Genomic DNA, 25666 nt, shown 5'->3' on the forward strand with positions numbered 1-25666 from the left:
CTGCTCTCCTTCAGTCGTTGTACAGATCGATGATGGCGCTGACCGCGTTGGCCTTGGCCTTGGTCGCGTCGTTGCGCGCCTGCTCGATCCGGTTCAGATAGGCTTCGTTGACGTCGCCGGTCACGTACTGGCCGTCGAAGACCGCGCAGTCGAAGTGCTCGATCTTGATCTTGCCGCCGCCGACCGCGTCGATCAGGTCCGACAGGTCCTGGTAGACCAGCCAGTCGGCGCCGAGCAGTTCGCACACCTCTTCGGTGCTGCGGTCATGGGCGATCAGTTCGTGGGCGCTCGGCATGTCGATGCCGTAGACGTTGGGGTAGCGCACGGCCGGCGCCGCGGAGCAGAAGTAGACCTTCTTCGCCCCGGCCTCGCGGGCCATCTGGATGATCTGCTTGCTGGTGGTGCCGCGGACGATGGAATCGTCCACCAGCATCACGTTCTTGCCGCGGAATTCCAGCTCGATGGCGTTGAGCTTCTGGCGCACCGACTTCTTGCGCGCGGCCTGGCCGGGCATGATGAAGGTACGGCCGATGTAGCGGTTCTTCACGAAGCCTTCGCGGAACTTCACGCCCAGGCGGTTGGCCAGCTCCAGGGCGGAGGTGCGGCTGGTGTCGGGGATAGGGATGACCACGTCGATGTCGTGCTCCGGGCGCTCGCGGAGGATCTTCTCGGCCAGCTTCTCGCCCATGCGCAGGCGCGCCTTGTACACCGAGATGCCGTCCATCAGCGAGTCCGGGCGAGCCAGGTAGACGTGCTCGAAGATGCACGGCGAGTATTTCGGGTTGGCCGCGCACTGGCGGGTGAACAGCTTGCCTTCCTCGGTGATGTACACCGCTTCGCCCGGCGCCAGGTCGCGGATCAGGGTGAAGCCGAGGACGTCCAGGGCCACGCTTTCCGAGGCGATCATGTATTCCACGCCGTTCTCGGTGTGGCGCTGGCCGAAGACGATCGGGCGGATCGCGTTGGGGTCGCGGAAGCCGACGATGCCGTAGCCGGTGATCATCGCCACCACGGCGTAGCCGCCGACGCAGCGGGCGTGCACGCCGGCCACCGCGGCGAAGACGTCTTCCTCGGTGGGCTGCAGTTTGTTGCGCACCGCCAGCTCATGGGCGAAGACGTTGAGCAGCACTTCCGAGTCGGAGTTGGTGTTGACGTGGCGCAGGTCGGATTCGTAGATCTCCTTGGCCAACTGCTCGACGTTGGTCAGGTTGCCGTTGTGCGCCAGGGTGATGCCGTAGGGCGAGTTGACGTAGAACGGCTGGGCCTCGGCGGAGCTGGAGCTGCCGGCGGTCGGATAGCGCACGTGGCCGATGCCGACCTTGCCCACCAGGCGCTGCATGTGGCGCTGCTGGAAGACGTCACGGACCAGGCCGTTGTCCTTGCGCAGGTAGAGCCTGTCGTCCTGACAGGTGACGATGCCGGCAGCGTCCTGGCCGCGATGCTGGAGAACGGTGAGCGCGTCATACAACGCCTGATTGACGTTCGACTTGCCCACGATACCGACGATGCCACACATGCGACGCAACCCCTAGTTGGTTTACAGGCTAAAAAATTCCGTTCCCGCCGCCCCACCCGGGCCGGCGTCGGGCGGCGCACTGCGCCACCCTGGCCCAGCCGTCACTGGCTGGGCAGCATACTCCCCATCCCGACCGGCGGTGCCAGCTGGCCACTGGCGAACCAGTGCCCGGCCAGGTTGAGGACGATGTTCTTCGACCAGTCGGCGACCAGCAGGAAGTGCGGCAGCAGCACCGACTGCTGCCACCACGGGTCCTGTTGCACCGGCGCCAGGCTCAGCAAGCCGACCAGCAGCACCACCAGCAGCACGCCGCGGGCGCCGCCGAAGGCCATGCCGAGCACGCGGTCGGTGCCGGACATGCCGGTCACCCGGACCAGTTCGCCGATGAGGAAATTGACCAGCGCCCCCAGCAGCAGGGTAACCACGAAAAGCAGCGCGCAGGCGGCGATGACGCGGCCGGAGGGCAGTTGGATGTAAGGCGCGAGACGTTCGGCCAGCGCGCCGCCGAACATCCAGGCGACCGCACCCGCGACAATCCAGGTGAGCAGGGACAGGGCTTCCTTGACGAAGCCGCGGCTCAGACTGATCAGGCTGGAAATGACGATGATGCCGATCATCGTCCAATCGACCCAGGTAAATGCCACGTTGCGGCCCAGAAACGAAAAAGGCCCCGCATTTTAGCAGAGCCCCGGGGTTTAGCGGAGCCCCCGATGCATCGGGAGCCGCTCATCGGTGTCAGCCGCGTTCGGGCTGGAAGCGCACCACGAAGCCGTTGAGCTTCTGCTGCTTGCTCAGCTGCGCCTTCAGGCGGTCGGCCTCGGCGCGCTCGATCACCGGCCCGACGAACACCCGGTTCATGCCGTCGAAGCTGCGCACGTAGGCGTTGTAGCCCTGGCTGCGGAGGCTCTTCTGCAGTTCCTCGGCACGGGCGCGGTTGGACAGGCTGGCCAGTTGCACCGACCAGCTCACCGCCAGCTTGTCGGCGTCCAGGCGCTGGGCCGGCGCGGCGGGCGCGCTGGCCTGGGCCGGCGGCGTGGCCGGTTGCTGGGCAGGGCGCGGCGCCGAGGCGGCGGGCTGCTGGGCCGGCGTTTGCGGCAGGCTGGCGATGGGCGTGGAAGGCGCGGTGGTCGGCGCGGGACTGGGCGCCGGCGCCTGGACCTGGGGCTGAGCGTCGGGGGCCTGCGGCGCTTCGGCCACCGGAGCCTGGGGTTCGGGCACCGGCGTCGGCTGCACTTCCACCGCAGGCATGGCCGGCGTCTTCGGCATCGCCGGGGCGTCGACCGTCACCTGGCGCACCTCGTCCTGGCGGCTGAACAGCATCGGCAGGAAGATCACCGCCAGCGCCAGCAACACCAGCGCACCGACGATCCGCTGCTTGAGCCCCTTATCCAGCAAAGCCATTGCCACTCCCCCGTTTCTTGACCGCTTGTCAGTCCTGGTTGCCGTCCAGCCAGCTCAGGGCATCCGCCACGCTGTAGAAGGAGCCGAACACCAGGATCTCGTCGTCCGCCGTCGCCTGCGCGCACTGTGCTTCGAGCGCCGCGGCGATGTCGTCATGCACGCTGGCCTGCGCGCCGCGCGCAAGCAAGGCTGCCGCCAGCTCGCCGGCCGGGCGCGAGCGCGGCGTGGGCAAGGGGGCGACCGCCCAATCCTGCACCAAGCCGAGCAAGGGTTCCAGCACCCCGTCCAGATCCTTGTCCGAAAGCAGGCCGAAAACCGCCAGGCGCCGGCCCTGCGGCGGCCGCGCGGCAAGGCGGCGGGCCAGGTAGTCGGCGGCATGGGGGTTGTGCCCGACGTCCAGCAGCAGGTGGCGCGACTGCCCCTGCCAGGTCGCCACGCGGCGGTCCAGGCGGCCGCTCACGCGGGTCCGCAGCAGGGCCGCGAGCAGGCGCTCGGGCTGCCACGGCAGGCCCAGCAGCGCATAGACCTGCAGCGCCAGGGCGGCATTCTCCATGGGCAGGTCGAGCAGGCTCAGGTGGTGCAGGCGCAGCGGGGTGCCGTCGGCGCCACGGCCGTGCCAGTGCCAGTCGTGCTCACCGATGGCCAGGTCGAAGTCGCGGCCGCGCAGCAGCAGCGGCGCGCCCAGGGCGCGGGCCTGGTCCAGCAGCGGCTGCGGCGGTTCCAGGTCGCCGCACACGGCCGGCTTGCCGGCGCGGAAGATGCCGGCCTTCTCGAAGGCCACGCTGTCGCGGTTGTCGCCCAGCCATTCGGCATGGTCGAGGCCGATGCTGGTGACCACGGCGACGTCGGCGTCCACCAGATTGACCGCGTCGAGCCGGCCACCGAGGCCGACTTCCAGCACAACCGCATCGAGACCGGCGCGCTCGAACAGCCAGAAGGCCGCCAGGGTGCCCATCTCGAAATAGGTCAGGGAGATTTCGCCGCGCGCCGCCTCGACCGCAGCGAAGGCCTCGCAGAGCGCTTCATCGCTGGCCTCGCGGCCCTGAATGAGCACGCGCTCGTTGTAGCGCAGCAGGTGCGGCGAGGCGTACACGCCGACCTTCAGGCCCTGCTCGCCGAGCAGCTCGGCGAGGAAGGCGCAGGTGGAGCCCTTGCCGTTGGTGCCGGTGACGGTCACCACGCGCGGCGCCGGGCGCCCCAGGCCGAGGCGGACGGCCACCTCGCGGGAGCGCTCCAGGCCCATGTCGATGGCCGAGGGATGCAGCTGTTCGAGGTAGCCGAGCCAGTCGGCCAGGGAACGCTGGCTCATCCTGCGAGGGCGGTGCTGGGGGTGTTGGTGAACTTGGCCAGCAGCTTGGCCAGGCGGTCGCGCATTTCCGCGCGGTGCACGATCATGTCGATGGCGCCGTGTTCGAGGAGGAACTCGCTGCGCTGGAAGCCTTCGGGCAGCTTCTCGCGCACGGTCTGCTCGATCACCCGCGGGCCGGCGAAGCCGACCAGGGCCTTGGGCTCGCCGACGATCACGTCGCCGAGCATGGCCAGGCTTGCGGAAACGCCGCCGTAGACCGGGTCGGTCAGCACGGAGATGAACGGGATGCCTTCCTCGCGCAGGCGCGCCAGGGCGGCGGAGGTCTTGGCCATCTGCATCAGCGAGATCAGCGCTTCCTGCATGCGCGCGCCGCCGGAGGCAGAGAAGCAGATCATCGGGCAGCGGTGCTCCAGGGCATAGTTGGCGGCGCGCACGAAGCGCTCACCGACGATGGAGCCCATGGAGCCGCCCATGAACGAGAACTCGAAGGCCGCGGCCACGACGGGCAGGCCCTGCAGCTTGCCGCTCATGGCGATCAACGCGTCCTTCTCGCCGGTGTCCTTCTGCGCGGCGGCCAGGCGGTCCTTGTACTTCTTGGTGTCGCGGAACTTCAGGCGATCCACCGGCTCCAGCTCGGCGCCCAGCTCCTCGCGGCCTTCCTCGTCGAGGAAGATGTCCAGGCGGGTGCGCGCGCCAATGCGCATGTGGTGGTCGCACTTGGGGCAGACGTCCAGGGTCTTTTCCAGCTCCGGCCGATACAGCACGGCGTCGCAGGACGGGCACTTGTGCCACAGGCCTTCCGGTACCGAGCTCTTCTTCGCCTCGGAACGCATGATGGAAGGGATCAGCTTGTCTACCAGCCAGTTGCTCATGCTCTGTTCTCCAATGCGGGGACAGTGCGCTCAGCGGCCCGAAGCCTTGCGCCTGCCCGTGAGCAGAAAAAATCACCATCGGCGCCGTGGCTCGGCCACGGCCCCTCGAAATCGCGGCGCGCCCTGGGCGGCGCCTTCGCCAGGCCGACACGGGGCCGGCGCTGGCATGACAAAACGTCAACAGCTCCTAATGACGGTGGCAGACCGCCTGCCGTCACATGCACCTCACCGGGAATCCGCCTCGCGGCAGCGGCGGATGAAGGCGCGGATCTTCTCGGCGTCCTTGATTCCCTTGCTCGCCTCCACCCCGCCGCTGACGTCCACGGCATAGGGGCGCACCTGGCGGATCGCCGCGGCGACATTGTCGGCGTTCAGGCCGCCGGCCAGCACCAGCGGGCGCGGCAGGGCTTCGGGAATCAGGGACCAGTCGAAGGCCGCGCCGGTTCCACCGGGAACGCCCTCGACGTAGGTGTCCAGCAGGATGCCGGCGGCGCCGGGATAAAGCGCGGCCTGGGCGGCGATGTCGTCGCCGGCCTTCACCCGCAGCGCCTTCAGGTACGGCTTGTGGTAGCCCTCGCAGTCCGCGGCGCGCTCGTCGCCATGGAACTGCAGCATGTCCAGCGGCACCGCATCGAGGATTTCCCCCAGCTCGCAGCGGCTGGCATTGACGAACAGGCCCACGCTGGTGACGAAGGGCGGCAGCGCCGCGACTATGGCGCGCGCCTGCTGCACGCTGACCGCGCGCGGGCTCCTGGCGTAGAACACCATGCCGATGGCGTCGGCGCCCGCCTCGGCGGCGGCCAGGGCGTCCTCGACACGGGTAATGCCACAGATTTTGATGCGAACGGCGGACAAGATGCGGCGACCTTCCTTCAAAGCAATCCGTCGATGGTAGCAAATGACCCGGACAGCGTCAGCCGAGCGTATCGGGCAAAGATGAAAGGAAATGTGGCCCCAGGTAGCGCTGCGGCAGCTCGAAGGCTTCCGGGTATTCCACCCGCACCAGGTAGAGCCCGAAGGGGTGCGCGGTCACGCCGCCGGCGCGGCGGTCGCGCGCCGCCAGCACCTCGTCGACCCACTCCGGCTCCCGCTCGCCCGCCCCGACCGTCATAAGCACCCCGGCGAAGTTGCGCACCATGTGGTGGAGGAAGGCGTTGGCGCGCACGTCCAGCACGATGAAGCGGCCATGCTCCAGCACCTGCAGGTGGTGCACCGTCTTGATCGGCGACTTGGCCTGGCACTGCACGGCGCGGAACGAGGTGAAGTCATGGGTGCCGACCAGCTTCTGCGCCGCCGCGCGCATGCGCTCGACGTCCAGCGGCCGGTGGTTCCAGGTGACTTCCTCGGCCATGTGCGCGGGGCGGATCGGGTCGTTGTAGATGACGTAGCGGTAACGCCGCGCCACGGCCGAGAAACGCGCATGGAAGTCCGCCGGCATGACCTTGGCCCAGGTCACGCTGATATCCGCCGGCAGGTTGGCGTTGCTGCCCATCACCCAGGCCTTCAGCGGCCGCTCGACGCGGGTGTCGAAGTGCACCACCTGGCCACTGCCGTGCACCGAGGCGTCGGTGCGGCCGGCGCACATGACGCTCACCGGCTCGGCGGCCACCTTGGACAGGGCGCGCTCCAGCGCTCCCTGCACCGACGGCACGCCGTCCTCCTGGCGCTGCCAGCCGCGGTAGCGCGCGCCCTTGTATTCGACGCCCAGGGCGATCCTGGTGACGTCAGCGGTGGCGACCTCGCCCACCGCGCTCTCGAACTCGTTCAACTGCTCAGGCCATCCGAAAAGGCAATTCAGCGGGCTATTCTGCCTGGATTGCCGCGCCCGGGCGATGCGCCGCGATCGGCGCGCCGCCGCCAGGCGCGCAATGTCCGCGCCCTGAAACGACGATGGCAGCCCGAAGGCTGCCATCGCTTTACCTGCGACCTGCTCAGGACAGGCGTTCGAGCAGCTCGCGGGCTTCCTGCTGTTGCTGGTCGCTGCCTTCGCTGATGACCTCGTCGAGGATGTCGCGCGCGCCCTCGGCGTCGCCCATGTCGATGTAGGCACGGGCCAGGTCGAGCTTGGTCGCGGCCTCGTCGGCGCCGGAGAGGAAGTCGAACTCGTCGTCCATGTCGCCCTCGTCCAGCGCGGAGTCCAGCGACGGCTCGGTCTCGGGCTCCAGCGGCGCCGCCGGACTGGCCGGCTGCTCGAGGTCGCTGGCGAGCTTGTCCAGCTCGGCGCTGACCTGGTCCAGCTGGGCCGCGAAGCTGTCGTCGGCCGGCAGCTCCTGGGGAGCCTCTTCGGGCAGCGACAGGTCGAAGTCGTCCGCCAGGCCCTCGACCGGCTTGGCCGCGGGCTCGCTCTCGGCGCCCAGGTCGAAGCTGAAGTCGTCGTCGGCGCTCGCGGCGAGCCCGGCGCCCTCCTCGCCCAGGTCGAAGAGGAAGTCCTCGTCCTTGGCCGCGGGGGCCGCCGGCTCGTCCGGCAGGTCCAGGGTGAAATCGTCCAGCGCATCGCTGGCCGTGGGCGCCGCGGGGGCGGCCTTGGCCAGGTCGTCTTCCAGGTCGAGGTCGAAGGCGAAGTCGTCGTCCGTCTTCGCCGATTGGGCCGGCTGGGCCACCGCGGCGGGCTCGTCCAGGCGCAGGTCGTCTTCGAGGTCGAAGTCTTCCAGCGACAGTTCGTCGGCCTTGGCTTGCGGCTCGGCTGCGGCGTGCGGCACCTCGTCGTCGAGCTGCAGGTCGTCCAGGCCCAGGTCGAAGGCGTCGTCCAGGTCGCCGGCGGCCTGCGCGACCGGTTCGCCGGCGGGCGCAGCGCCGTCGTGGGTCAGGTCGAGGTCATCGAGGCTGAAGTGATCCAGCTCGTCGCTGCTGGCTGCGGCCGCGGCCAGGCCGCCGGCCACGGCAGCCGCCGCGACCATGCCCGGGTAGCGCGACTTCAGCTGCTCCACCTGCGGTTCGGCGCCGCCCAGTTCGCGCAGTTCGTTTTCCTGGCGGGCGAAGCCTTCGCGGTCGCCGATCTCGGCCAGGACCTCCATCAGCTTCAGGCGCAGGTCGGCGCGCTGCGGTTCGTCGTAGATGGCGCCCTGCAGCAGCTCGGCGGCCTGGTTGAAGCGGCCGTAGGCGATGTAGATGTCGGCCTCGCCCAGCGGATCGCTGGTCTGCGCGGCGACCTTTTCACCGGCGGCCGGCGCGCTTGCCGGGGCTGCGTCCTCGTCTTCCAGGCTCAGGCTGTCGAATTCGCCGGCAGCCAGTTCCAGCGGCTCGTCCGTTCCGCTCGGGCCGGCCGCGGCGGGCTCGACCTTGGCGGCCTCAGCCTGGGCCGCGCGGCGGCGCAGCAGGAGCAGCACCAGCAGCAGGACCAGCACCAGGCTGCCGCCGATGGCGGCCAGCAGCGTCGGGTTGGCCAGCAGCTCCTCGATCAGCCCCGGCTCGTTTTCGGCGGCCGGTGCAGGTGCAGCGGGCTTGGGCGCCGCCGGTTTGGGTTCGGCCGGCTTGGCGGCTGCCGGCGCGGCCGGTTGAGCGGGGGCGGCAGGCGTGGCATTGGGCTGCTGAGCCGCTGCCGGGGCGGCCGGAGCTTCGGCGCCAGGCGCCGGCGGCTGTCCCGCGGGCGCGGAGCCCGGCGCGGCGGGCTGCGGCGTAGTCGCCAGCTCGCCCTGCAACTTGGCCAGTTGCGCGTCCTTCAGCTCGATCAGCTTCTGCAGCTTGTCCAGTTGGCTCTGCAGGTCGGTCATGCGGCTCTGCAGTTCGTCGTTCTCGCGGCGGGTGCTGTCCAGGCTTTCCTGGGTGACGGCCAGCTTGTCGGAAAGCGCCTTGCCGTTCTTCGCGCCCTTGTCGGAGCCCTTGGCCTTGCCGGCTTCGCCGGAGACCAGGCGCAGGTTGTCCTTGCTCTCGGCCTGCTCGGGCGCCGCGCCGGCATTGGCGCGGCGGGTGGCGTCCAACTGGCGGGAGGAACCGGCCAGGCTGCGGCCTTCGCGCCAGGCGCTGCGCTGCTCGCGCACCTGCACGTCGGCCTCGCCCGCGGAGCGGCTGCGGATCTGCTCGGCATCGGGCAGGCGCAGCACCTGGCCGCTCTTCAGGCGGTTGATGTTGCCGTCGATGAAGGCGTCGGGGTTGAGGTCCTGGATCGCCAGCATGGTCTGGTTGACGGTCACGCTGCCATCGGGCCGCGCGCGCGAGGCGATTTCCCACAGGGTGTCGCGGGAACCGGTGCGGTATTCGTTACCGTCCAGGCGGGCCTGGCGCGGCGCGCTGGCCGCGGGGGCCGGCTCCACGGCGCGGGGCGCGGCCGGGGCCACGGGCTGGCGCGCGATGGGCGCGGGCGCGGCGACCGGCGCACGCGGCGCGGCGGCGGCAGCCACCTGCGGCGAGTACAGCGGCGGGTCGAGCAGCACGGTGTATTCGCGCAGCACCCGGCCGCTGGGCCAGAGCACTTCCACGAGGAAGTTCAGGTAGGGCTCCTGCACCGGCTTGTCGGAGGTCACATGGATGACGCTCTTGCCGTTGGGCTGGACCACCGCGGTGAACTTGAGCCCGGTGAGGAAGAAGTTGCGATCGACGCCGGACTTGCTGAAGTCCTCCGGCGAAGCCAGCTTGGGAATGATCTCGCCGGCCGTCAGGTCGCGGACGTCCGTCACGTCGATATCGGCATTCAGCGGCTGGTTCAGCGCCGAGTGCAGGTGGATGTCTCCCAACCCCAGCGCATGCGCCATGCCGGTGGTCAACGCCGAAGCAGCCGCAATTGCCTGCACCAGTTTACGAAGCCGGACCATAATCTAATCCCTTGTTTTAACAGCTTTCTTCTGGATTCGAGCGTTTCGGAACAACACCTGGCGCCCGCTATGCCCGGCGTCGAAAACGCCGGGATATCCCCCCGCCAGGGCCGTCCAAGCCAGTATTGCCAAGCTAGAATGCTTCTTCAAATATTCGATAAGTATCTTTTACAGATAGTGTTTTATCAATAATGCAGCCAGGTTCGCAGCATTCAGTCCCAGGCCTTTTCGCACATTATCAGACGCAATCCACAAATTGAGGTTGCAAGGGCCGGCGGCACCCTGACGCACCCGGCCGACGTGAATGGCATCCTGGCCCAGGGCATCGCCGATCACCGTCGGGTAATCGTCCTCGACCAGCTCGATGCCCTCGGCCGCCTCCAGAGCGGCCCGGACTTCCGACAAGGCTATCGGCACGGCGCTGCGCAAGTTGAGGTTCAGGGCGTCGCCGAAGAACACCGGGGCCAGCAGGCAATCCGCCTGCACCCTGCCCTGCAGCTGCGGCAGCAGTTCGTTCAGCTCGGCGTTCAGGCGCCGCTCGATGGCGCTGTAGCCCGAGGCGTCGGCCGCACCGACCAGGCCCAGCAGGTTGAAGGCGTACTGGCGATCGACGAGGCGCGGCTCCACCGGGCGCGCGTTGAGCAGCTCGGCGGTCTGCCGGGCCAACTCCTGCACGCCTTCGCGGCCCAGTTGCGAGGCGGACAGGCAGGCGGTCAGCGACAGTTCCTGCAGTTCGACGCAATCGCCCAGGGCGGCGACCACTTCGGCCACCTCGGCAGCCGGGGCGCAGGGTACGCGCAGCAGCGCCGGGAAGCTGAGCTCGTCCAGGCGCGCCGGGTTCAGCGCCGACAGCACCAGGGCGCCTTCCACGCTGCCGCTCAGGTCGATCACCGTGCAACCCTGGGCCAGGGCGCGCGCGGCGTGCTCGCCGGCGACCTCGGCCGAGGTGGCGAACAGCGCCAGCTTCACCTGGGCGAAGGAGAAACCGTCCAGCTCGCGCACCCGCAGGTTGCGGCCGCGGAAGGGCACGCTCTTGCCGGCGGACTCGCCGCTGGCCAGCAGGTGCAGCTCGGCCACTGGGCAATCCAGCTCTTCCAGCAATTCGACCAGCGCTTCGCCAACCAGACCGGTGGCCCCTACTACAGCAACGTCGACGGACATCGAAAATCCCATGGGCTAGAAGGAAACAAGACGCAGCACTTTACTGCCCCCTTCCCTGCCCAGGCAATCGTGCCCGTGCCCGTCGATCGCCGTTCGCCTTCCCCCTATCGGGCGACTTCCTGCGCGGCGGCCGGCGCCGCCTGCGGCGTTGGGCTGCCCGCCACGGCGACCGGCGGCTCAGCCGGAGCACCCGCGGCCTGTTGCCGCGACTGCGCCGCCAGGCGCGCCACCAGGGTGGCGATCTGCGCATCCTTGAGTTCGATGAGCTTGTTCAGCTTGTCCAACTGGCTCTGCAGGTCGCCGATCCGGCTGGTCAGCTCCTCGCCCTGGCGGCGCGCGCTGTCCAGGTCTTCCTGCAGCAGCGCCAGGCGTTCCGCGGCGGCCTTCGCCTGGGGTTGCTTCGAGGCCTGCCCGGACTGCAGGCGCAGTTGGTCACGCACCTCCGCTACGGCAGGCGCGGCGCCGGGTGCCGCCTTGCGGGTGGCGTCCAGTGCGCGGGGGCGTTCGCGCCAGCGGGCTTCCTGGGCCTGGAAGTGGCTCACCGCCTCGGCATGCCCCTGGGCACGGACCTGGCTGGCGTCGGGCAGGCGCAGCACGGCGCCGACCCGCGGCAGGTTGGCGTTGCCGTCGATGAAGGCCTGCGGGTTCAGCGCCTGGATCGCCCGCATGGTCTGCATCACCGAGGCATCCCCGGCCGGGCGGTGGCGGGAGGCGATGGCCCACAGGGTGTCGCCGGCGGCGATGCGGTGGCTGCCCGAGGGCGCCGATGCGGCGACGCCCGGCGCCTTCACTGGCGCCGCGATGGCCGCCGACGGCGCGGCGGAAACGACCGGTGCGCTGGGCGCCTGGGCGACGGCCTGGTAGTTCGGCGGGTCGAGCAGCAGGGTGTATTCGCGCATGGCCCGCCCTTGCGGCCAGGCCACCTGCAGGACGAAATTGACGTAGGGCTCGCGCACCGGCGCGCTGGACTGTACGCGGATCACCCCGCGACCGTTGCGCCCGACTTCAGGAGTGAAGCGCAGCCCGGAAAGGAAGACGTAGTTGGGCTCCATGCCCAGCCGCTCGGCCTCCTGCTGCGGCACCAGGCTGACCTTGAGGTCCTCGGCGCCGAGATCGCCCATGCCGCGCAGCTCGATCCGCGCATCCAGCGTCTGGCCCAGCGCGGCCTGCGAAGCGATATCCCCCAGTTCCAGCGCGCTGGCGCGTGCCGGCAGGAAAGCGGCCGCGACGGCGGCGGCCAGAAATACGTGCGCGAAGCGGAACATCCCCATCCCCTGCTGTCGATGACTCCCCCGGCGGCCCCAACCCGCCGGCCGGCCCGAACGGGCCGGGCAGCGAGGATAATCACAGGGCGCCGGATGCCAGCCCGCGCTCCGTCACAGAAAACGACGCCGGTGCCGGCGACTTCGCCGTTCTGTCGAGTGATCGACTTTTTCCGCCTGTACAAAGCAAGACGCCGGCACAGGGCCGGCGTCTTCGGGGAGGCTGCGATCAGCGCTCCAGCAGGATGCGCAGCATGCGCCGCAGCGGCTCGGCCGCGCCCCACAGCAGTTGGTCGCCGACGGTGAAGGCGCCGAGGTACTGCGAGCCCATGTTGAGCTTGCGCAGACGGCCGACCGGCACGCTCAGGGTGCCGGTGACGGCGGCGGGGGTCAGCTCGCGCATGCTGGCTTCGCGCTGGTTGGGGATCAGCTTGACCCAGGGGTTGTGCTGGCTGATCAGGCCTTCGATGTCGGTCAGCGGCACGTCCTTGTTCAGCTTGATGGTCAGCGCCTGGCTGTGGCAGCGCATGGCGCCGATGCGCACGCAGATGCCGTCCACCGGGATCGGGTTCTTGAAGCGGCCGAGGATCTTGTTGGTCTCGGCCTGGCCCTTCCACTCCTCGCGGCTCTGGCCGTTGGGCAGTTCCTTGTCGATCCAGGGGATCAGGCTGCCGGCCAGGGGCGCGCCGAAGTGCTCGGTGGGCAGGGCTTCGCTTCGGATGGCCTCAGCGACCTTGCGGTCGATGTCGAGGATGGCGCTGGCCGGGTTGGCCAGGTCGTCGGCCACGGCGGCGTTGATCGCGCCCATCTGCTTGATCAGCTCGCGCATGTTCTGCGCGCCGGCGCCGGAGGCGGCCTGGTAGGTCATGGCGCTCATCCACTCCACCAGGCCGGCTTCGAACAGGCCGCCCAGGGCCATCAGCATCAGGCTGACGGTGCAGTTGCCGCCGATGTAGTTCTTGGCGCCAGCGTCCAGCGACTGGTCGATCACGCGGCGGTTCACCGGGTCGAGGACGATCACCGCGTCGTCCTGCATGCGCAGGCTGGAGGCGGCGTCGATCCAGTAGCCCTGCCAGCCGGCTTCACGCAGCTTGGGGAAGACTTCGTTGGTGTAGTCGCCGCCCTGGCAGGTCAGGATGACGTCGAGGGTTTTGAGTTCCTCGATGCTGTAGGCGTCCTTGAGGGTGGCGATGTCCTTGCCGATGGACGGACCTTCGCCACCGACGTTGGAGGTGGTGAAGAACACCGGCTCGATCAGGTCGAAGTCCCGCTCTTCCAGCATCCGCTGCATGAGCACCGAACCCACCATGCCACGCCAACCGATCAGACCTACACGCTTCATCGCTACTACACCTTCGAATAAGTAGTGGACCGCCACCCCTGCCCGTTCTGTGCGGGTGCCCAGGGGCGGGCGAACCGGAGAGATTACAGATTCCGCAGCGCGGCGACTACCGCATCGCCCATTTCGCGGGTTCCGACCTTCTTGCAGCCTTCGGACCAGATGTCGCCGGTGCGCAGGCCCTGGTCGAGGACCTGGCTCACCGCCTTCTCGATGGCGTCCGCCGCGGCGCCCTGGTTGAAGCTGTAGCGCAGCATCATGGACACCGAGAGGATGGTCGCCAGCGGGTTGGCGATGCCTTTGCCGGCGATGTCCGGCGCCGAGCCGTGGCACGGCTCGTACATGCCCTTGTTGTTCGCATCCAGGGACGCTGAAGGCAGCATGCCGATGGAGCCGGTGAGCATGGAAGCCTCATCCGACAGGATGTCGCCGAACATGTTGTCGGTGACCATCACGTCGAACTGCTTGGGCGCGCGCACCAGCTGCATGGCGGCGTTGTCGACGTACATGTGGCTCAGCTCGACGTCCGGGTAGTCCTTGGCCACTTCCTCGACGATCTCGCGCCACAGCTGGCTGGAGGCCAGGACGTTGGCCTTGTCCACCGAGCACAGCTTGTTGCCGCGCACGCGGGCCATGTCGAAGCCGACGCGGGCGATGCGGCGGATCTCGCTCTCGCTGTACGGCAGGGTGTCGTAGGACTGGCGCTCGCCGTTCTCCAGCTCGCGGGTGCCGCGCGGCGCGCCGAAGTAGATGCCGCCGGTCAGCTCGCGGACGATGAGGATGTCCAGGCCGGCGACGATTTCCGGCTTCAGGCTGGAGGCGTCGGCCAGTTGCGGGTAGAGGATGGCCGGGCGCAGGTTGGCGAACAGGCCCAGTTGCGAACGGATCTTCAGCAGGCCGCGCTCGGGGCGGATGTCGCGCTCGATCCTGTCCCACTTCGGCCCGCCCACGGCGCCCAGCAGCACGGCGTCGGCCTTGCGCGCGCGCTCCAGGGTCTCGTCGGCCAGCGGCACGCCGTGCTTGTCGATGGCGGCGCCGCCGATGACGTCCTCGGCCAGCTCGAAGCCCAGCTGGAATTTATCGTTGGCCAGCTGCAGGACCTTGACCGCCTCGGCCATGATTTCCGGGCCGATACCGTCGCCGGGGAGAACCAGAATCTGTTTGCTCATCAATTTTTCCTTCGGAATAGGTAAAAGGCTGCAGGCTCTTGCTTGCCGCCTGCAGCCTGTCGCTTGCAGCCGTTACTTGTTCGCCCAGAGCACCAGCACGTCGGTGCTGAAGGAACCCTCGGCGTCGATCTCGAAATACTCGCGCACCTCAATGCCCACGGAAAGCTGCAGGGCACGGATGGCCTGGCGCATCACTTCCGGGGTGCGCATGCGCTCGACCCAGGAGCCGAACTCCAGGCGCAGGCGCTGGCGGCTGCTTGCGGTGACGGCCAGGCCGGCCTCGCCGACCAGGCGCGCCCACTCGGACGGCGAGTAGTCGCGCACGTGGCTGGTGTCGCGCAGCACTTCCACCGCTTGCAGGTGGGTGTCCAGCAGCGGCAGCCCGGGGGCCGCCACGTCGATGAAGCAGGCCACGCCGCCCGGCTTCAGCACGCGGCGCACTTCGCGCAGGGCCTGGCCGACGTCGCGCCAGTGGTGCGCCGAGTAGCGGCTGAAGACGAAGTCGAACTCGCCGTCCTCGAACGGCAGCCGCTCGGCCACGCCCTGGCGCGTACGGATGTTGCCCAGGCCGCGCTCGGCAGCGGCCGAGGCCACCACGGCGAGCATCTGCCCGGAGAGGTCGTAGGCCACCACTTCGCCGGCCAGCGGCGCAACCTGGAAGCTGACGTGCCCTGCCCCACACCCCAGGTCCAGCACACGGGCCCCGGAGGTCGCCGACAGTCGCTCGCGCAGCTGGGCGAACTCCTCGCCCTGGGCATGCACGGCGCTGTTCAGGTAAGCGTTGGCCTGGGCGCCGAACTGGCGCTCGACCACGGCTTCGTGGCGACTCTGGGTCATGACTTTCTCCTCGCGGGGTGGTGCGACGCCATTCAGGCGTCGCGGAACAACCAGGGCTGGCGCTGCCTGTAGCCGGCCTCGAAGTCGCGGATGGCGTCCGCGTCCTGCAGGGTCAGGCCGATGTCGTCCAGGCCGTTGAGCAGGCAGTGCTTGCGGAAGGCGTCCACTTCGAAGCGGTACTGCTTGCCGTCCGGGCGGGTCACGGTCTGCGCGGCGAGGTCGACGGTCAGTTGGTAGCCCTCGGTGGCCTCGCACTGCTGGAAGAGTTCGTCGACTTCCTCGTCCTTCAGGATGATCGGCAGCAGGCCGTTCTTGAAGCTGTTGTTGAAGAAGATGTCGGCGAAGCTCGGTGCGATCACCGTGCGGAAGCCGTACTCGTCCAGCGCCCAGGGCGCGTGCTCGCGAGACGAACCGCAACCGAAGTTCTCGCGGGCCAGGAGCACGCTGGCGCCCTGGTAGCGCGGGAAGTTCAGCACGAAGTCCTTGTTCACCGGGCGCTTGGAGTTGTCCTGGTTCGGCTGGCCGACGTCCAGGTAGCGCCACTCGTCGAACAGGTTGGGGCCGAAGCCGGTGCGCTTGATCGACTTGAGGAATTGCTTGGGAATGATCTGGTCGGTGTCGACGTTGGCGCGATCGAGCGGCGCGACGAGACCGGTGTGCTGGGTAAAGGCTTTCATGTTCGGTCTCCTCAGGCCTGCATCAATTCACGGACGTCGATGAAGCGGCCGGTCACCGCGGCGGCGGCGGCCATGGCCGGGCTCACCAGGTGGGTGCGGCCACCGGCGCCCTGGCGGCCTTCGAAGTTGCGGTTGGAGGTGGACGCGCAGTGCTCGCCGCTCTCCAGGCGGTCCGGGTTCATCGCCAGGCACATGGAGCAGCCCGGTTCACGCCACTCGAAGCCGGCTTCGATGAAAATCTTGTCCAGCCCTTCCTGCTCGGCCTGCGCCTTGACCAGGCCCGAGCCCGGCACCACCAGCGCCTGCTTGACGCTGGAGGCGACCTTGCGGCCCTTGGCCACGGCGGCGGCGGCGCGCAGGTCTTCGATCCGCGAGTTGGTGCAGGAGCCGATGAACACGCGGTCCAGCTGGATGTCGGTGATCGCCTGGTTGGCGTTCAGGCCCATGTACTTGAGGGCGCGGACGATGGAGTCGCGCTTGACCGGGTCGGCCTCGACGGCCGGGTCCGGCACGTTCTGGTCGACGGCCAGGACCATTTCCGGCGAGGTGCCCCAGCTGACCTGCGGCTTGATGTCCTCGGCGCGCAGCTCGACGATGGTGTCGAAGTGGGCGTCTTCATCGGACACGAGGTCCGACCAAGCTTCCACGGCCTTGTCCCAGTCGCTGCCCTGGGGCGCGAACGGGCGGCCCTTGACGTACTCGATGGTCTTCTCGTCCACCGCCACCATGCCCACGCGGGCGCCGGCCTCGATGGACATGTTGCAGATGGTCATGCGGCCTTCCATGGACAGGTCGCGGATGGCGCTGCCGGCGAACTCCAGGGCATGGCCGTTGCCGCCGGCGGTGCCGATCCTGCCGATCACCGCGAGGACGATGTCCTTGGCGGTCACGCCGAAGGGCAGCTTGCCCTCCACGCGCACCTGCATGTTCTTCATCTTCTTGGCCACCAGGCACTGGGTGGCGAGAACGTGCTCGACCTCGGAGGTGCCGATGCCGTGGGCCAGCGCGCCGAAGGCGCCGTGGGTGGAGGTGTGCGAGTCGCCGCAGACCACGGTCATGCCCGGCAGGGTCGCGCCCTGCTCCGGGCCGACCACGTGGACGATGCCCTGGCGCACGTCGTTCATCTTGAATTCGAGGATGCCGAAGTCGTCGCAGTTCTCGTCCAGGGTCTTGACCTGGATGCGCGAGACTTCGTCGGCGATGGCTTCGAGGCCGCCCTGGCGTTCGGCGCGGGTGGTCGGCACGTTGTGGTCCGGGGTGGCGATGTTGGCGTCGATGCGCCACGGCTTGCGGCCGGCCAGGCGCAGGCCTTCGAAGGCCTGCGGCGAGGTCACTTCGTGGAGGATGTGGCGGTCGATGTAGATCAGCGACGAGCCATCATCGCGGCGCTTCACCTCGTGCAATTCCCAGAGTTTGTCGTAGAGCGTCTTGCCGGCCATCAGAGAGTCCTCATCAGCGTCTTTCTATGCCCCTTGGGCTTGTGGGGATGATGCTATGGTCTGTCGACGAATAACTCAAATTCATATTTTTTATTCAAAGGATTCCCAAATGGAATCCACCAGCTATAAGCTTCAAGCCACAAGCTGCAAGCGAACGCCGCAGCTTTTTTCTTGAAGCTTGCGGCTTGCCGCTTGGAGCTCCAAAAAATGGACCTGACCAGCCTCAATACCTTCCTCGCCATCGCCGAGTCCGGCAGCTTTTCCGAAGCCGGCGAGCGCCTGCACCTGACCCAGCCGGCGGTGAGCAAGCGCATCGCCGCCCTGGAGAGCCAGCTCGGCGTGCGCCTGTTCGACCGCGTCGGCCGCGAGGTGAGCCTGACCGAAGCCGGGCGCGCCCTGCTGCCGCGCGCCTACCAGATCCTCAATGTGCTGGACGATACGCGCCGCGCGCTGACCAACCTCAGCGGCGAGGTCAGCGGCCGCCTGGTGCTCGCCACCAGCCACCACATCGGTCTGCACCGCCTGCCGCCGCTGCTGCGCGCCTTCACCCGGGCGCACCCGCAGGTGGCGCTGGACATCCAGTTCCTCGATTCGGAAGTGGCTTACGAGGAGATTCTCCACGGTCGCGCCGAGCTGGCGGTGATCACCCTGGCCCCGGAAACCGCCGAGCCGGTGCGCGCGGTGCCGGTGTGGGACGACCCGCTGGACTTCGTCGCCGCCCCCGAGCACCCGCTGGCCATGCAGGGCCCGGTGTTCCTCGCCGACGTGGCGCGGCACCCGGCGGTGTTCCCCGGCGGCAACACCTTCACCCATCACATCGTGCGGCGCATGTTCGAGGCCGAGGGGCTGACGCCGAACATCGGCATGAGCACCAACTATATGGAGACGATCAAGATGATGGTCTCCATCGGCCTGGCCTGGAGCGTGCTGCCGCGCACCATGCTCGACGAGACGGTGGTGCGCCTGCCGCTGCAGGACATCCAGCTCAGCCGCCAGTTGGGCTACATCCTGCACACCGAGCGCACCCTGTCCAACGCCGCGCGGGCCTTCATGGCCCTGCTCGACGCCCAGGCGGTGGCGCCCATGGCCTGCGTGGTCTGAACCGAGGCGCCCTCTTACGGGCGCTGTCTTACAGGCCGCGCCGGGATGCTCTTCGTAGGATGGGTTGAGCCTGCGATACCCATGCAGTTGCGGCGATGGGTATCGCTTCGCTCCACGCCATCCTACGAAAAGCGACGCTCCTCAACGGATGGGGCGAGCCTGTAAAACCCGTGCGATTGCGGTGATGGGTATCGCTTCGCTCAACGCCATCCTACGAAAAGCCATGCTCTTCGTAGGATGGCGTTGAGCCTGCGATACCCATGCGGTTGCGGCAAAGCCATGCTCGCTCATGCAGGGGAATGGCGTGGTGGGGCGGCGTCAGCGCTCGGACATCACCACCATCACCTGCGCCTCGTCGTCCTCGCCGTCGTTCAGGTACAGGTGGCCGACGCTGCTGTCGAAGTAAGCCGTCTCGCGCGGGCCGATGCTCACCGACTCGCCATTCTCGAACTGGATGCGCACGCGCCCGGCGATGACCAGGGCGAATTCCTGGCCCGGGTGGCGCACATAGTCGTCGAACTCGACCAGGTCGCGGGCGAAGATGCGCGCGTAGAGCGGGGTCATGGCGCGCTGCGGGAAATCGCCGGCGATCGGGTAGTACTCGTAGCCGCCGGTGTCGTAGCCGGCCACTTCGTCGACACGGGTCTTCACCACCACCGCCTGCGCCGGCGGCACCGCGCGCGGCTGCAGCGGGCGGAACAGCTGGGCGATGTCGACCTGCAGCGCGCGGGCGGCGGCGGCCAGCTTGTCGTAGCTCACCGCGACCTGCGCCAGCTCCATCTTCGACAGTGTCGAAACCGCCACGCCAGAGCGCTCGGAGAGCTGCTTCAGGGTCAGCTTCTGCTGCTTGCGCACGGCCCGCAGGCGCGCGCCGACCTCATGCCGGTCCAGTGACGAAGAAGCGCCCTCGATGGGCAGGGGCTGGGTATCGCTGGCACTCATGGGAGGTCTCGAAAGTGGATGGACGGAGTTTACCGGCCCTTGCCTTGGACGTAAAAATTCTCATATCTTAGATTTCTCACATACGAGAAATATCCATAAGGCCCTGCCGTGAGCCCTACCCCACCCTACGATTTCGTCATCATCGGCGCCGGCATCGCCGGCGCGTCGCTGGCCTACCGGCTGAGCGAAAGCCACCGCGTACTGGTCCTGGAGCGCGAGGAGCAGCCCGGCTATCACTCCACCGGGCGCTCCGCCGCGATGTTCATGGAGGCCTACGGCACCCCGCAGATCCAGGCGCTGACCCGCGCCAGCCGGGCCTTCTACGAGAGCCCGCCGGAAGGCTTCAGCGAGCACCCGATCCTTTCCCCGCGCGGCTGCCTGTACGTCGGCGGCCCCGGGCACGACGCACTGCTGCGCGATGCCGCCGGCACCCCGGGCGTGCACCCGATCAGCGTCGCCGAGGCCCTGGAGCGCCTGCCCTGCCTGCGCGAGGACGCCATCATCGGCGCGCTCTACGAGCCCGATGCCCGCGACCTCGACGTGCACGCCCTGCACCAGGGCTACCTGCGCGGCCTGCGCCAGCGCGGCGGCGAGCTGCGCTGCAACGCCGAGCTGCTGGCGGCGAGCTTCGCCGACGGCGCCTGGACCCTGCAGCTGAGCGATGGCGAAAGCCTGTCCGCCGCGCAACTGGTCGACGCCGCCGGGGCCTGGGCCGACCAGGTCGCGCGCCGCTGCGGCATCCCTCCGGTGGGCCTGCAGCCCAAGCGCCGCACTGCCTTCACCTTCGCCGCGCCCGAAGGCATGGACAGCAGCGCCTGGCCCGCGGTGATCGGCATCGACGAAAGTTTCTACTTCAAGCCCGATGCCGGCCAGCTGCTCGGCTCGCCGGCCAACGCCGACCCGGTGGAGGCGCAGGACGTGCAGCCCGAAGAGCTGGACATCGCCCTGGGCGTGCACCACATCGAAGAACACACCACGCTGAACATCCGCCGCCCCAGCCACAGCTGGGCGGGGCTGCGCTCGTTCGTCGCCGACGGCGACCTGGTGATCGGCCGCGACCCGGACTGCCCGGCGTTCTTCTGGCTGGCCGCCCAGGGCGGCTACGGCATCCAGTCGGCCGACGGCGTCTCGCGCCTGGCCCAGGCGCTGCTGCTGGAGCAGCCGCTGCCCGAATCCCTGCGCCAGGAAGGCGTCGATCCCCAGCGCCTGAGCCCGGCGCGCTTCCGTTGAGCATTTCCCTGGAGACCAGAACATGAGCGACATCCAGCGTTACCCCAGCAGCCTGCCCTTCCCCTTCTCCCGCGCGGTCAAGGCCGGCGGTTTCCTGTTCCTCTCCGGGCAGATCCCGATGAGCGCGGACGGCCAGGTGGTCAAGGGCGACATCCAGACCCAGACCGAGGCGGTGATGCAGCGCATCGGCGAAAGCCTGCAGGCCTGCGGCGCGAACTTCGGCCAGGTGGTCAAGGCCACCGTGTGGCTGAGCGACATGGCCCACTTCGCCGGCTTCAACGAAGTCTACAAGCGCTACTTCGAGCAGGGCCTGCCGGTGCGCTCCTGCGTCACCGCCGGCCTGGCGCTGGGCGTGGACGTCGAGGTGGAAGTCCAGGCCTACGTCGGCGAAGCCTGATCCTGCACGCCCGCGGCGCCGGCGAGGGGCCGGTGGCGCGGGCCTCCCAACGAAAAGAACAACAGGGATTCACTTCATGAAGACCAGTCTCAAGCTCGGCGGCGCGTTCATCGGCCTGGTGGTGGGCGTCGGCTTCGCCTCCGGTCAGGAAATCCTCCAGTTCTTCGGCAGCTTCGGCGTCATGGGCCTGATCGGCGCCCTGCTGGCGCTGGCGCTGTTCGCCTTCCTGGTCATGAACCTCTACCAGATCGGCAGCCGCCTGCAGACCCAGTCGCACAAGGAGGCCATGGAGTACATCTGCGGCCGCCACCTGGGCCGGGTCGTCGACCTGATGCTCACCTTCTTCCTGTTCGGCACCGTGGTGGTGATGCTCGCCGGCGCCAGCTCGTCGTTCGAGCAGCAACTGGGCATCGGCCATTCCATCGGCGGCGTGGTCCTCGGCATGCTGACGATCATCACCGTGTGCCTGGGGCTGAAGCGGGTGATCACCCTGATGAGCCTGATCACCCCGGTGCTGATGCTGATCGTGGCGATCATCGCCGTCTACGCGCTGAGCCACGTCGAGAAGCCGCTGGCGGAGCTGGAGCAGATCGCCCTCGCCATGCCGCACCCGGCGCCCAACTGGCTGCTCAGCGCCTTCCTCTACGTCTCCTACAACATCGCCGCCACCGCGGCGGTGCTGGTGGTGATGGGCGGCAGCGTGGCGAACCTGCGCCAGGCCGGCCTCGGCGGCCTGCTCGGCGGCGCCGGCGTGGGCCTGCTGATCCTGGTCATGGCCCTGGTGATGCTGGTGCAGATCGACGTCATCGCCGGCAGCGCCATCCCCACCCTGCTGCTGAGCAACAACATCGCGCCCTGGTTCGGCGACGTGATGCTGGCGCTGCTGCTGGTCAAGCTGTACTGCACCACCACCGGCCTGACCTACGCCCTGGTCGCGCGCTGCGCGGCCTACGGCCTGCCGTTCCGCCTGTGCACCGTGGCCGCCGTGATCCTGGCCTTCGTCGGCAGCCAGTTCGGCTTCGTCAAGCTGGTGGGCATGGTCTATCCGGCCATGGGCTACCTGGGCTTCGTGCTGATGCTGGCCATCGTCGTCACCTGGTGGCGCGACCGCGGCGCCGCGCTGGGCGAAACGCAACGCGGCTGAGTTTCTCCGCGCAAAGAAAACGCCCGCCTGGATCAGGCGGGCGTTTTTCATTCAGCGACCGCTGGAGCCGCTCAGCCCTCGATGGCCGGGCGCTGGCCGTTGATGGCGATCCGCTTGGGCTTGGCCTCTTCCGGGACGATGCGCACCAGCTCGACGCTCAGCAGGCCGTTCTTCAGCGATGCGCCGCGGACCTCGATGTGGTCGGCGAGGCGGAAGGACAGCTTGAAGGCGCGCTGGGCGATGCCCTGGTGCAGGTAGGTGACGTCGCTGGCAGCCTTCTCGCGCTTGCCGCCACTGACGGTCAGCACATCGCGCTCCACTTGCAGCTCCAGGTCTTCCTCCTGCAGGCCGGCGGCGGCGACGACGATGCGGTACTGGTCGTCACCGTGCTTCTCGACGTTGTAGGGCGGGTAGGAACTGCCGTTCTCGCTGCGCAACGCCGATTCGAAGAGGTCGTTGAAACGATCGAAGCCGATCGACTGGCGGAACAGCGGGGCAAGAGAAAGTACGTTGCTCATGGCGAATCTCCTGAATAATCAGCAAGGTCATTGGTGGAGCCTGTCTGCAGGACTCCGGAAGCGGGACCCGGTTTCGGCCTCCCGCACGGATACAGATAGGGTCGCCTCGCAGCCTTTCAAGACCACTCGTCGAAGGAACAGCCACATGCGCAAAGTCATGCTGATCACCGGCGCCAGCCGCGGCATAGGGGCCGCCACCGCGCTGCTCGCCGCCGAACGCGGCTATGCCGTCGCCATCAACTACCGCCACCAGCGCGAAGCCGCCGACGGGCTGGTACGGCGCATCCGCGACGCCGGTGGCCAGGCCGAGGCCTTCGCCGCGGACGTCGCCTGCGAAGAGGAAGTGGTGAAGCTGTTCCGGGAACTGGACCGGGCCTTCGGCCGCCTCGACGTGCTGGTGAACAATGCCGGCATGCTGGAACGCCAGATGCGCCTGGAAGACATGGACGCGGCGCGCCTGCAGCGGGTGTTCGCGGTCAACGTCACCGGCAGCTTCCTCTGCGCCCGCGAGGCGGTGCGGCGCATGGCGAAATCCCATGGCGGCGCGGGCGGCAGCATCGTCAATGTGTCGTCCATGGCCTCGCGGCTGGGCTCGCCCAACGAGTACATCGACTACGCCGCGGCCAAGGGCGCCATCGACAGCATGACCATTGGCCTGGCCAAGGAGGTCGCCGCCGAGGGCATCCGCGTGAACGCCGTGCGACCGGGGCTGATCGACACGGAAATCCATGCCAGCGGCGGCGAGCCGGGGCGCGTGGAGCGGCTGAAGAGCGCCATTCCGCTGGGCCGTGGCGGGGAACCGGAGGAAGTGGCGCGGGCGATCCTGTTCCTGGCCGGGGAGGAGTCGAGCTACAGCACTGGGACATTCGTCGATGTCAGTGGCGGGCGGTAGGGCGGGGAAACGTCATGCCTCACGGCGAACTGTAGGAGCGGGCCCTGCCCGCGATTCGCGCGCAGGGCGCGCTCCTACAGGGGGGATGACATCGGCGCTCGGGCTTTCCCCTCACCCCAGCCCTCTCCCGGAGGGAGAGGGAGCTAGTCCGTGCCGAGAGGAGGCCTGGTTTCAGCCGGCGGTCCCTGTGCTAGCCGGCTAACGCCGAAACACCAATGCACTCCGAACGGTCCCCTCTCCCTCCAGAGGGAGCTAGTCCGTGCCGAGAAGAGGCCTGGTTTCAGCCGGCGATCCCTGTGCTAGCCGGCTAACGCCGAAACACCAATGCACTCCGAACGGTCCCCTCTCCCTCCAGAGGGAGCTAGTCCGTGCCGAGAAGAGGCCTGGTTTCAGCCGGCGCCCCTGTGCTAGCCGGCTAACGCTGAAACACCAACGTACTCCGAACGGCCCCCTCTCCCTCCGGGAGAGGGCTGGGGTGAGGGGGCCACAGGCCTGCTCGCTCGATTCCGTGCCCCTACACGCTCCGTGAGGCACCGCATTTCCCCCGCACCTACATGGGAATGACGTGGGCGGGGCGGCATAGCGGACCTTGTCCGCGATAGCCGGAACCACCGGCACGATTCGCGGATAGGATCCGCTCCTACGCCGCCCCACCCGCACCATTCCATGTAGGAGCGCGCCCTGCGCGCGAAATCGCGGGCAGGGCCCGCTCCTACGAAGAGCACCGGCGCAACCCTCCCTACGCGGCTTCTTCCACCTCGACCTGCAGCAACCGGTCGATCAGCTCGCAGTCGCTCTCGCGGCGGATCTGCGCGAACAGCTCCAACGCCTCGGGGTAGCTGCGGGTGAGCATGCCCAGCCACTGCTTCAGGCGCCCCGGCGCGTAGCGCGGCGCCAGCTTGCGCCGGGCCTGGCGCCAGAAGTCGTCGAGCAGCACGCGCACTTCGTGCCAGGGCATCGGCTGCACTTCCCTGCCCTCGCGCCAGGCGGCTATCTGCCGGGCCAGGTCGGGGCGCGAGACCAGGCCGCGGCCGAGCATGATGTCGTCGACGCCGCTGATGGAACGGCAGCGCAGGTAGTCGTCGAGGGTCCAGACCTCGCCGTTGGCGAATACCGGCACCTTCACCGCGTCCGCCACCTTCGCCACCCACTCCCAGTGCGCCGGCGGCTTGTAGCCGTCGACTTTGGTCCGCGCGTGGACCACCACGTGGGCGGAACCGCCGTCGGCCAGGGCGCGGGCGCAATCCAGCGCGCCATCGGGAGTCTCGTAGCCCAGGCGCATCTTCGAGGTCACCGGGATCTGCGCCGGCACCGCACGACGCACGGCTTCGACGATGGCGAACATCAGCTCCGGCTCCTTGAGCAGGACGGCGCCGCCGCGGGACTTGTTCACCGTCTTCGCCGGGCAGCCGAAGTTCAGGTCGATCACCGGGGCGCCCAGCTCGCAGGCGTAGGCGGCATTCTCCGCCAGGCACTGCGGGTCGGAACCGAGGAACTGCACACGCATCGGCGTGCCGGCGCGGGTGCGGCTGCCGTGCAGCAGCTCCGGCGCCAGCTTCTCGTAGGTGGCCAGCGGATGCAGGCGGTCGGTGACGCGGATGAACTCGGTGACGCACCAGTCGATGCCGCCGACGCGGGTCAGCACATCGCGGAGAATTTCGTCGACCAGCCCCTCCATCGGGGCCAGGGCAATTTGCACGGCGGGGAAACCT

At 68.5% G+C, this 25666-nt stretch carries 23 protein-coding genes; 5 read left to right on the plus strand and 18 right to left on the minus strand.

Features of this window, described 5'->3' with window-relative positions; translation table 11 throughout:
* Window positions 1-10: 10 nt before the first annotated feature.
* The 15 genes from purF to leuC all read right to left on the minus strand — a co-directional run bounded on the left by purF (window position 11) and on the right by leuC (window position 17730).
* Window positions 11-1516 carry an amidophosphoribosyltransferase gene (gene purF, locus IG194_RS05430; protein ID WP_043267465.1) on the minus strand — a complete coding sequence of 502 codons (1506 nt, stop codon included), beginning with the start codon at window positions 1514-1516 and terminating at the stop codon, window positions 11-13.
* 101 nt (window positions 1517-1617) lie between these two features.
* Window positions 1618-2160, minus strand: coding sequence for a CvpA family protein (locus IG194_RS05435; protein WP_134163391.1), 543 nt, complete (start codon window positions 2158-2160; stop codon window positions 1618-1620).
* A 91-nt stretch (window positions 2161-2251) separates the two neighbouring features.
* Window positions 2252-2917, minus strand: a complete 666-nt coding sequence (locus IG194_RS05440; RefSeq protein ID WP_058490790.1) for an SPOR domain-containing protein — start codon at window positions 2915-2917, stop codon at window positions 2252-2254.
* A 28-nt stretch (window positions 2918-2945) separates the two neighbouring features.
* Window positions 2946-4226: a bifunctional tetrahydrofolate synthase/dihydrofolate synthase gene (gene folC / locus IG194_RS05445; RefSeq protein ID WP_058490792.1), complete on the minus strand. Its 1281-nt coding sequence runs from the start codon at window positions 4224-4226 to the stop codon at window positions 2946-2948.
* Window positions 4223-5098, minus strand: coding sequence for an acetyl-CoA carboxylase, carboxyltransferase subunit beta (gene accD / locus IG194_RS05450; RefSeq protein WP_009621059.1), 876 nt, complete (start codon window positions 5096-5098; stop codon window positions 4223-4225). The genes folC and accD overlap by 4 nt, the downstream gene beginning before the upstream one ends.
* Before the next feature lie 225 nt (window positions 5099-5323).
* On the minus strand, window positions 5324-5953 hold the full coding sequence (locus IG194_RS05455) for a phosphoribosylanthranilate isomerase (protein WP_009621056.1): 630 nt from the start codon (window positions 5951-5953) through the stop codon (window positions 5324-5326).
* Between the two features lie 58 nt (window positions 5954-6011).
* Window positions 6012-7010 (minus strand): tRNA pseudouridine(38-40) synthase TruA, encoded by a 999-nt coding sequence (gene truA / locus IG194_RS05460; RefSeq protein WP_009621054.1) that lies wholly within the window; start codon window positions 7008-7010, stop codon window positions 6012-6014.
* A 19-nt stretch (window positions 7011-7029) separates the two neighbouring features.
* On the minus strand, window positions 7030-9846 hold the full coding sequence (locus IG194_RS05465; RefSeq protein WP_192353641.1) for a FimV family protein: 2817 nt from the start codon (window positions 9844-9846) through the stop codon (window positions 7030-7032).
* Window positions 9847-10014: 168 nt separating this feature from the next.
* On the minus strand, window positions 10015-11007 hold the full coding sequence (locus tag IG194_RS05470) for an aspartate-semialdehyde dehydrogenase (RefSeq protein WP_009621050.1): 993 nt from the start codon (window positions 11005-11007) through the stop codon (window positions 10015-10017).
* A gap of 104 nt (window positions 11008-11111) precedes the next feature.
* The gene (locus IG194_RS05475; protein ID WP_225617179.1) at window positions 11112-12272 is read right to left on the minus strand and encodes a FimV family protein; all 1161 of its coding nucleotides are present in this window, start codon (window positions 12270-12272) and stop codon (window positions 11112-11114) included.
* Window positions 12273-12498: 226 nt separating this feature from the next.
* A complete protein-coding gene (gene asd, locus IG194_RS05480) occupies window positions 12499-13611 on the minus strand; it encodes an aspartate-semialdehyde dehydrogenase (protein WP_009621046.1) in 1113 nt (370 codons plus the stop codon).
* Window positions 13612-13694: 83 nt separating this feature from the next.
* On the minus strand, window positions 13695-14777 hold the full coding sequence (gene leuB / locus IG194_RS05485) for a 3-isopropylmalate dehydrogenase (protein WP_058490798.1): 1083 nt from the start codon (window positions 14775-14777) through the stop codon (window positions 13695-13697).
* 72 nt (window positions 14778-14849) lie between these two features.
* Window positions 14850-15614, minus strand: a complete 765-nt coding sequence (locus tag IG194_RS05490) for a class I SAM-dependent methyltransferase (RefSeq protein WP_058490800.1) — start codon at window positions 15612-15614, stop codon at window positions 14850-14852.
* Between the two features lie 32 nt (window positions 15615-15646).
* Complete coding sequence (leuD, locus tag IG194_RS05495) at window positions 15647-16291, minus strand: 3-isopropylmalate dehydratase small subunit (protein ID WP_058072017.1); 645 nt, start codon at window positions 16289-16291, stop codon at window positions 15647-15649.
* 11 nt (window positions 16292-16302) lie between these two features.
* Window positions 16303-17730: a 3-isopropylmalate dehydratase large subunit gene (gene leuC / locus IG194_RS05500; protein WP_058490802.1), complete on the minus strand. Its 1428-nt coding sequence runs from the start codon at window positions 17728-17730 to the stop codon at window positions 16303-16305.
* A gap of 207 nt (window positions 17731-17937) precedes the next feature.
* Here leuC and IG194_RS05505 point away from each other — a divergent pair, with 207 nt between their 5' ends.
* On the plus strand, window positions 17938-18831 hold the full coding sequence (locus tag IG194_RS05505; RefSeq protein ID WP_043267485.1) for a LysR family transcriptional regulator: 894 nt from the start codon (window positions 17938-17940) through the stop codon (window positions 18829-18831).
* A 318-nt stretch (window positions 18832-19149) separates the two neighbouring features.
* On the opposite strand, the gene IG194_RS05510 is transcribed toward IG194_RS05505, so the two are convergent.
* On the minus strand, window positions 19150-19773 hold the full coding sequence (locus IG194_RS05510) for a helix-turn-helix domain-containing protein (RefSeq protein ID WP_058072018.1): 624 nt from the start codon (window positions 19771-19773) through the stop codon (window positions 19150-19152).
* 108 nt (window positions 19774-19881) lie between these two features.
* Here IG194_RS05510 and IG194_RS05515 point away from each other — a divergent pair, with 108 nt between their 5' ends.
* The 3 genes from IG194_RS05515 (at window position 19882) to IG194_RS05525 (ending at window position 22544) form a co-directional block, all read left to right on the plus strand.
* Entirely contained in the window at window positions 19882-21003 is a 1122-nt protein-coding gene (locus IG194_RS05515) for an NAD(P)/FAD-dependent oxidoreductase (RefSeq protein WP_058490804.1), read from the plus strand.
* 22 nt (window positions 21004-21025) lie between these two features.
* Window positions 21026-21400: a RidA family protein gene (locus IG194_RS05520; RefSeq protein ID WP_058072020.1), complete on the plus strand. Its 375-nt coding sequence runs from the start codon at window positions 21026-21028 to the stop codon at window positions 21398-21400.
* Window positions 21401-21476: 76 nt separating this feature from the next.
* Complete coding sequence (locus tag IG194_RS05525; protein ID WP_058490806.1) at window positions 21477-22544, plus strand: hypothetical protein; 1068 nt, start codon at window positions 21477-21479, stop codon at window positions 22542-22544.
* A gap of 71 nt (window positions 22545-22615) precedes the next feature.
* Here the strand turns inward: IG194_RS05525 and IG194_RS05530 are convergent, their stop codons facing one another.
* Window positions 22616-23062 carry an Hsp20 family protein gene (locus IG194_RS05530; protein WP_058490808.1) on the minus strand — a complete coding sequence of 149 codons (447 nt, stop codon included), beginning with the start codon at window positions 23060-23062 and terminating at the stop codon, window positions 22616-22618.
* Window positions 23063-23207: 145 nt separating this feature from the next.
* Here IG194_RS05530 and IG194_RS05535 point away from each other — a divergent pair, with 145 nt between their 5' ends.
* Window positions 23208-23954 (plus strand): SDR family oxidoreductase, encoded by a 747-nt coding sequence (locus tag IG194_RS05535; RefSeq protein ID WP_058490810.1) that lies wholly within the window; start codon window positions 23208-23210, stop codon window positions 23952-23954.
* Window positions 23955-24693: 739 nt separating this feature from the next.
* Here IG194_RS05535 and IG194_RS05540 read toward each other — a convergent pair.
* The gene (locus IG194_RS05540; RefSeq protein ID WP_058490812.1) at window positions 24694-25653 is read right to left on the minus strand and encodes a tRNA dihydrouridine synthase; all 960 of its coding nucleotides are present in this window, start codon (window positions 25651-25653) and stop codon (window positions 24694-24696) included.
* Window positions 25654-25666: the final 13 nt, after the last annotated feature.

This window comes from Pseudomonas sp. ADPe, assembly GCF_014843515.1.
In the GTDB taxonomy this organism is placed as follows: Bacteria; Pseudomonadota; Gammaproteobacteria; order Pseudomonadales; family Pseudomonadaceae; genus Pseudomonas; species Pseudomonas citronellolis.

Excerpts from the sequence above, each read along its gene's own strand:
- IG194_RS05490 (WP_058490800.1), bottom strand. The coding sequence starts at position 15,614 with ATGACCCAGAGTCGCCACGAAGCCGTGGTCGAGCGCCAGTTCGGCGCC.
- IG194_RS05475 (WP_225617179.1), bottom strand. The coding sequence starts at position 12,272 with ATGTTCCGCTTCGCGCACGTATTTCTGGCCGCCGCCGTCGCGGCCGCT.
- truA (WP_009621054.1), bottom strand. The coding sequence starts at position 7,010 with ATGGCAGCCTTCGGGCTGCCATCGTCGTTTCAGGGCGCGGACATTGCG.
- IG194_RS05520 (WP_058072020.1), top strand. The coding sequence starts at position 21,026 with ATGAGCGACATCCAGCGTTACCCCAGCAGCCTGCCCTTCCCCTTCTCC.
- folC (WP_058490792.1), bottom strand. The coding sequence starts at position 4,226 with ATGAGCCAGCGTTCCCTGGCCGACTGGCTCGGCTACCTCGAACAGCTG.
- IG194_RS05465 (WP_192353641.1), bottom strand. The coding sequence starts at position 9,846 with ATGGTCCGGCTTCGTAAACTGGTGCAGGCAATTGCGGCTGCTTCGGCG.
- IG194_RS05530 (WP_058490808.1), bottom strand. The coding sequence starts at position 23,062 with ATGAGCAACGTACTTTCTCTTGCCCCGCTGTTCCGCCAGTCGATCGGC.
- IG194_RS05510 (WP_058072018.1), bottom strand. The coding sequence starts at position 19,773 with ATGAGTGCCAGCGATACCCAGCCCCTGCCCATCGAGGGCGCTTCTTCG.
- IG194_RS05470 (WP_009621050.1), bottom strand. The coding sequence starts at position 11,007 with ATGTCCGTCGACGTTGCTGTAGTAGGGGCCACCGGTCTGGTTGGCGAA.
- leuC (WP_058490802.1), bottom strand. The coding sequence starts at position 17,730 with ATGGCCGGCAAGACGCTCTACGACAAACTCTGGGAATTGCACGAGGTG.
- accD (WP_009621059.1), bottom strand. The coding sequence starts at position 5,098 with ATGAGCAACTGGCTGGTAGACAAGCTGATCCCTTCCATCATGCGTTCC.
- IG194_RS05505 (WP_043267485.1), top strand. The coding sequence starts at position 17,938 with ATGGACCTGACCAGCCTCAATACCTTCCTCGCCATCGCCGAGTCCGGC.
- IG194_RS05525 (WP_058490806.1), top strand. The coding sequence starts at position 21,477 with ATGAAGACCAGTCTCAAGCTCGGCGGCGCGTTCATCGGCCTGGTGGTG.
- asd (WP_009621046.1), bottom strand. The coding sequence starts at position 13,611 with ATGAAGCGTGTAGGTCTGATCGGTTGGCGTGGCATGGTGGGTTCGGTG.
- IG194_RS05535 (WP_058490810.1), top strand. The coding sequence starts at position 23,208 with ATGCGCAAAGTCATGCTGATCACCGGCGCCAGCCGCGGCATAGGGGCC.
- IG194_RS05440 (WP_058490790.1), bottom strand. The coding sequence starts at position 2,917 with ATGGCTTTGCTGGATAAGGGGCTCAAGCAGCGGATCGTCGGTGCGCTG.
- leuB (WP_058490798.1), bottom strand. The coding sequence starts at position 14,777 with ATGAGCAAACAGATTCTGGTTCTCCCCGGCGACGGTATCGGCCCGGAA.
- leuD (WP_058072017.1), bottom strand. The coding sequence starts at position 16,291 with ATGAAAGCCTTTACCCAGCACACCGGTCTCGTCGCGCCGCTCGATCGC.
- purF (WP_043267465.1), bottom strand. The coding sequence starts at position 1,516 with ATGTGTGGCATCGTCGGTATCGTGGGCAAGTCGAACGTCAATCAGGCG.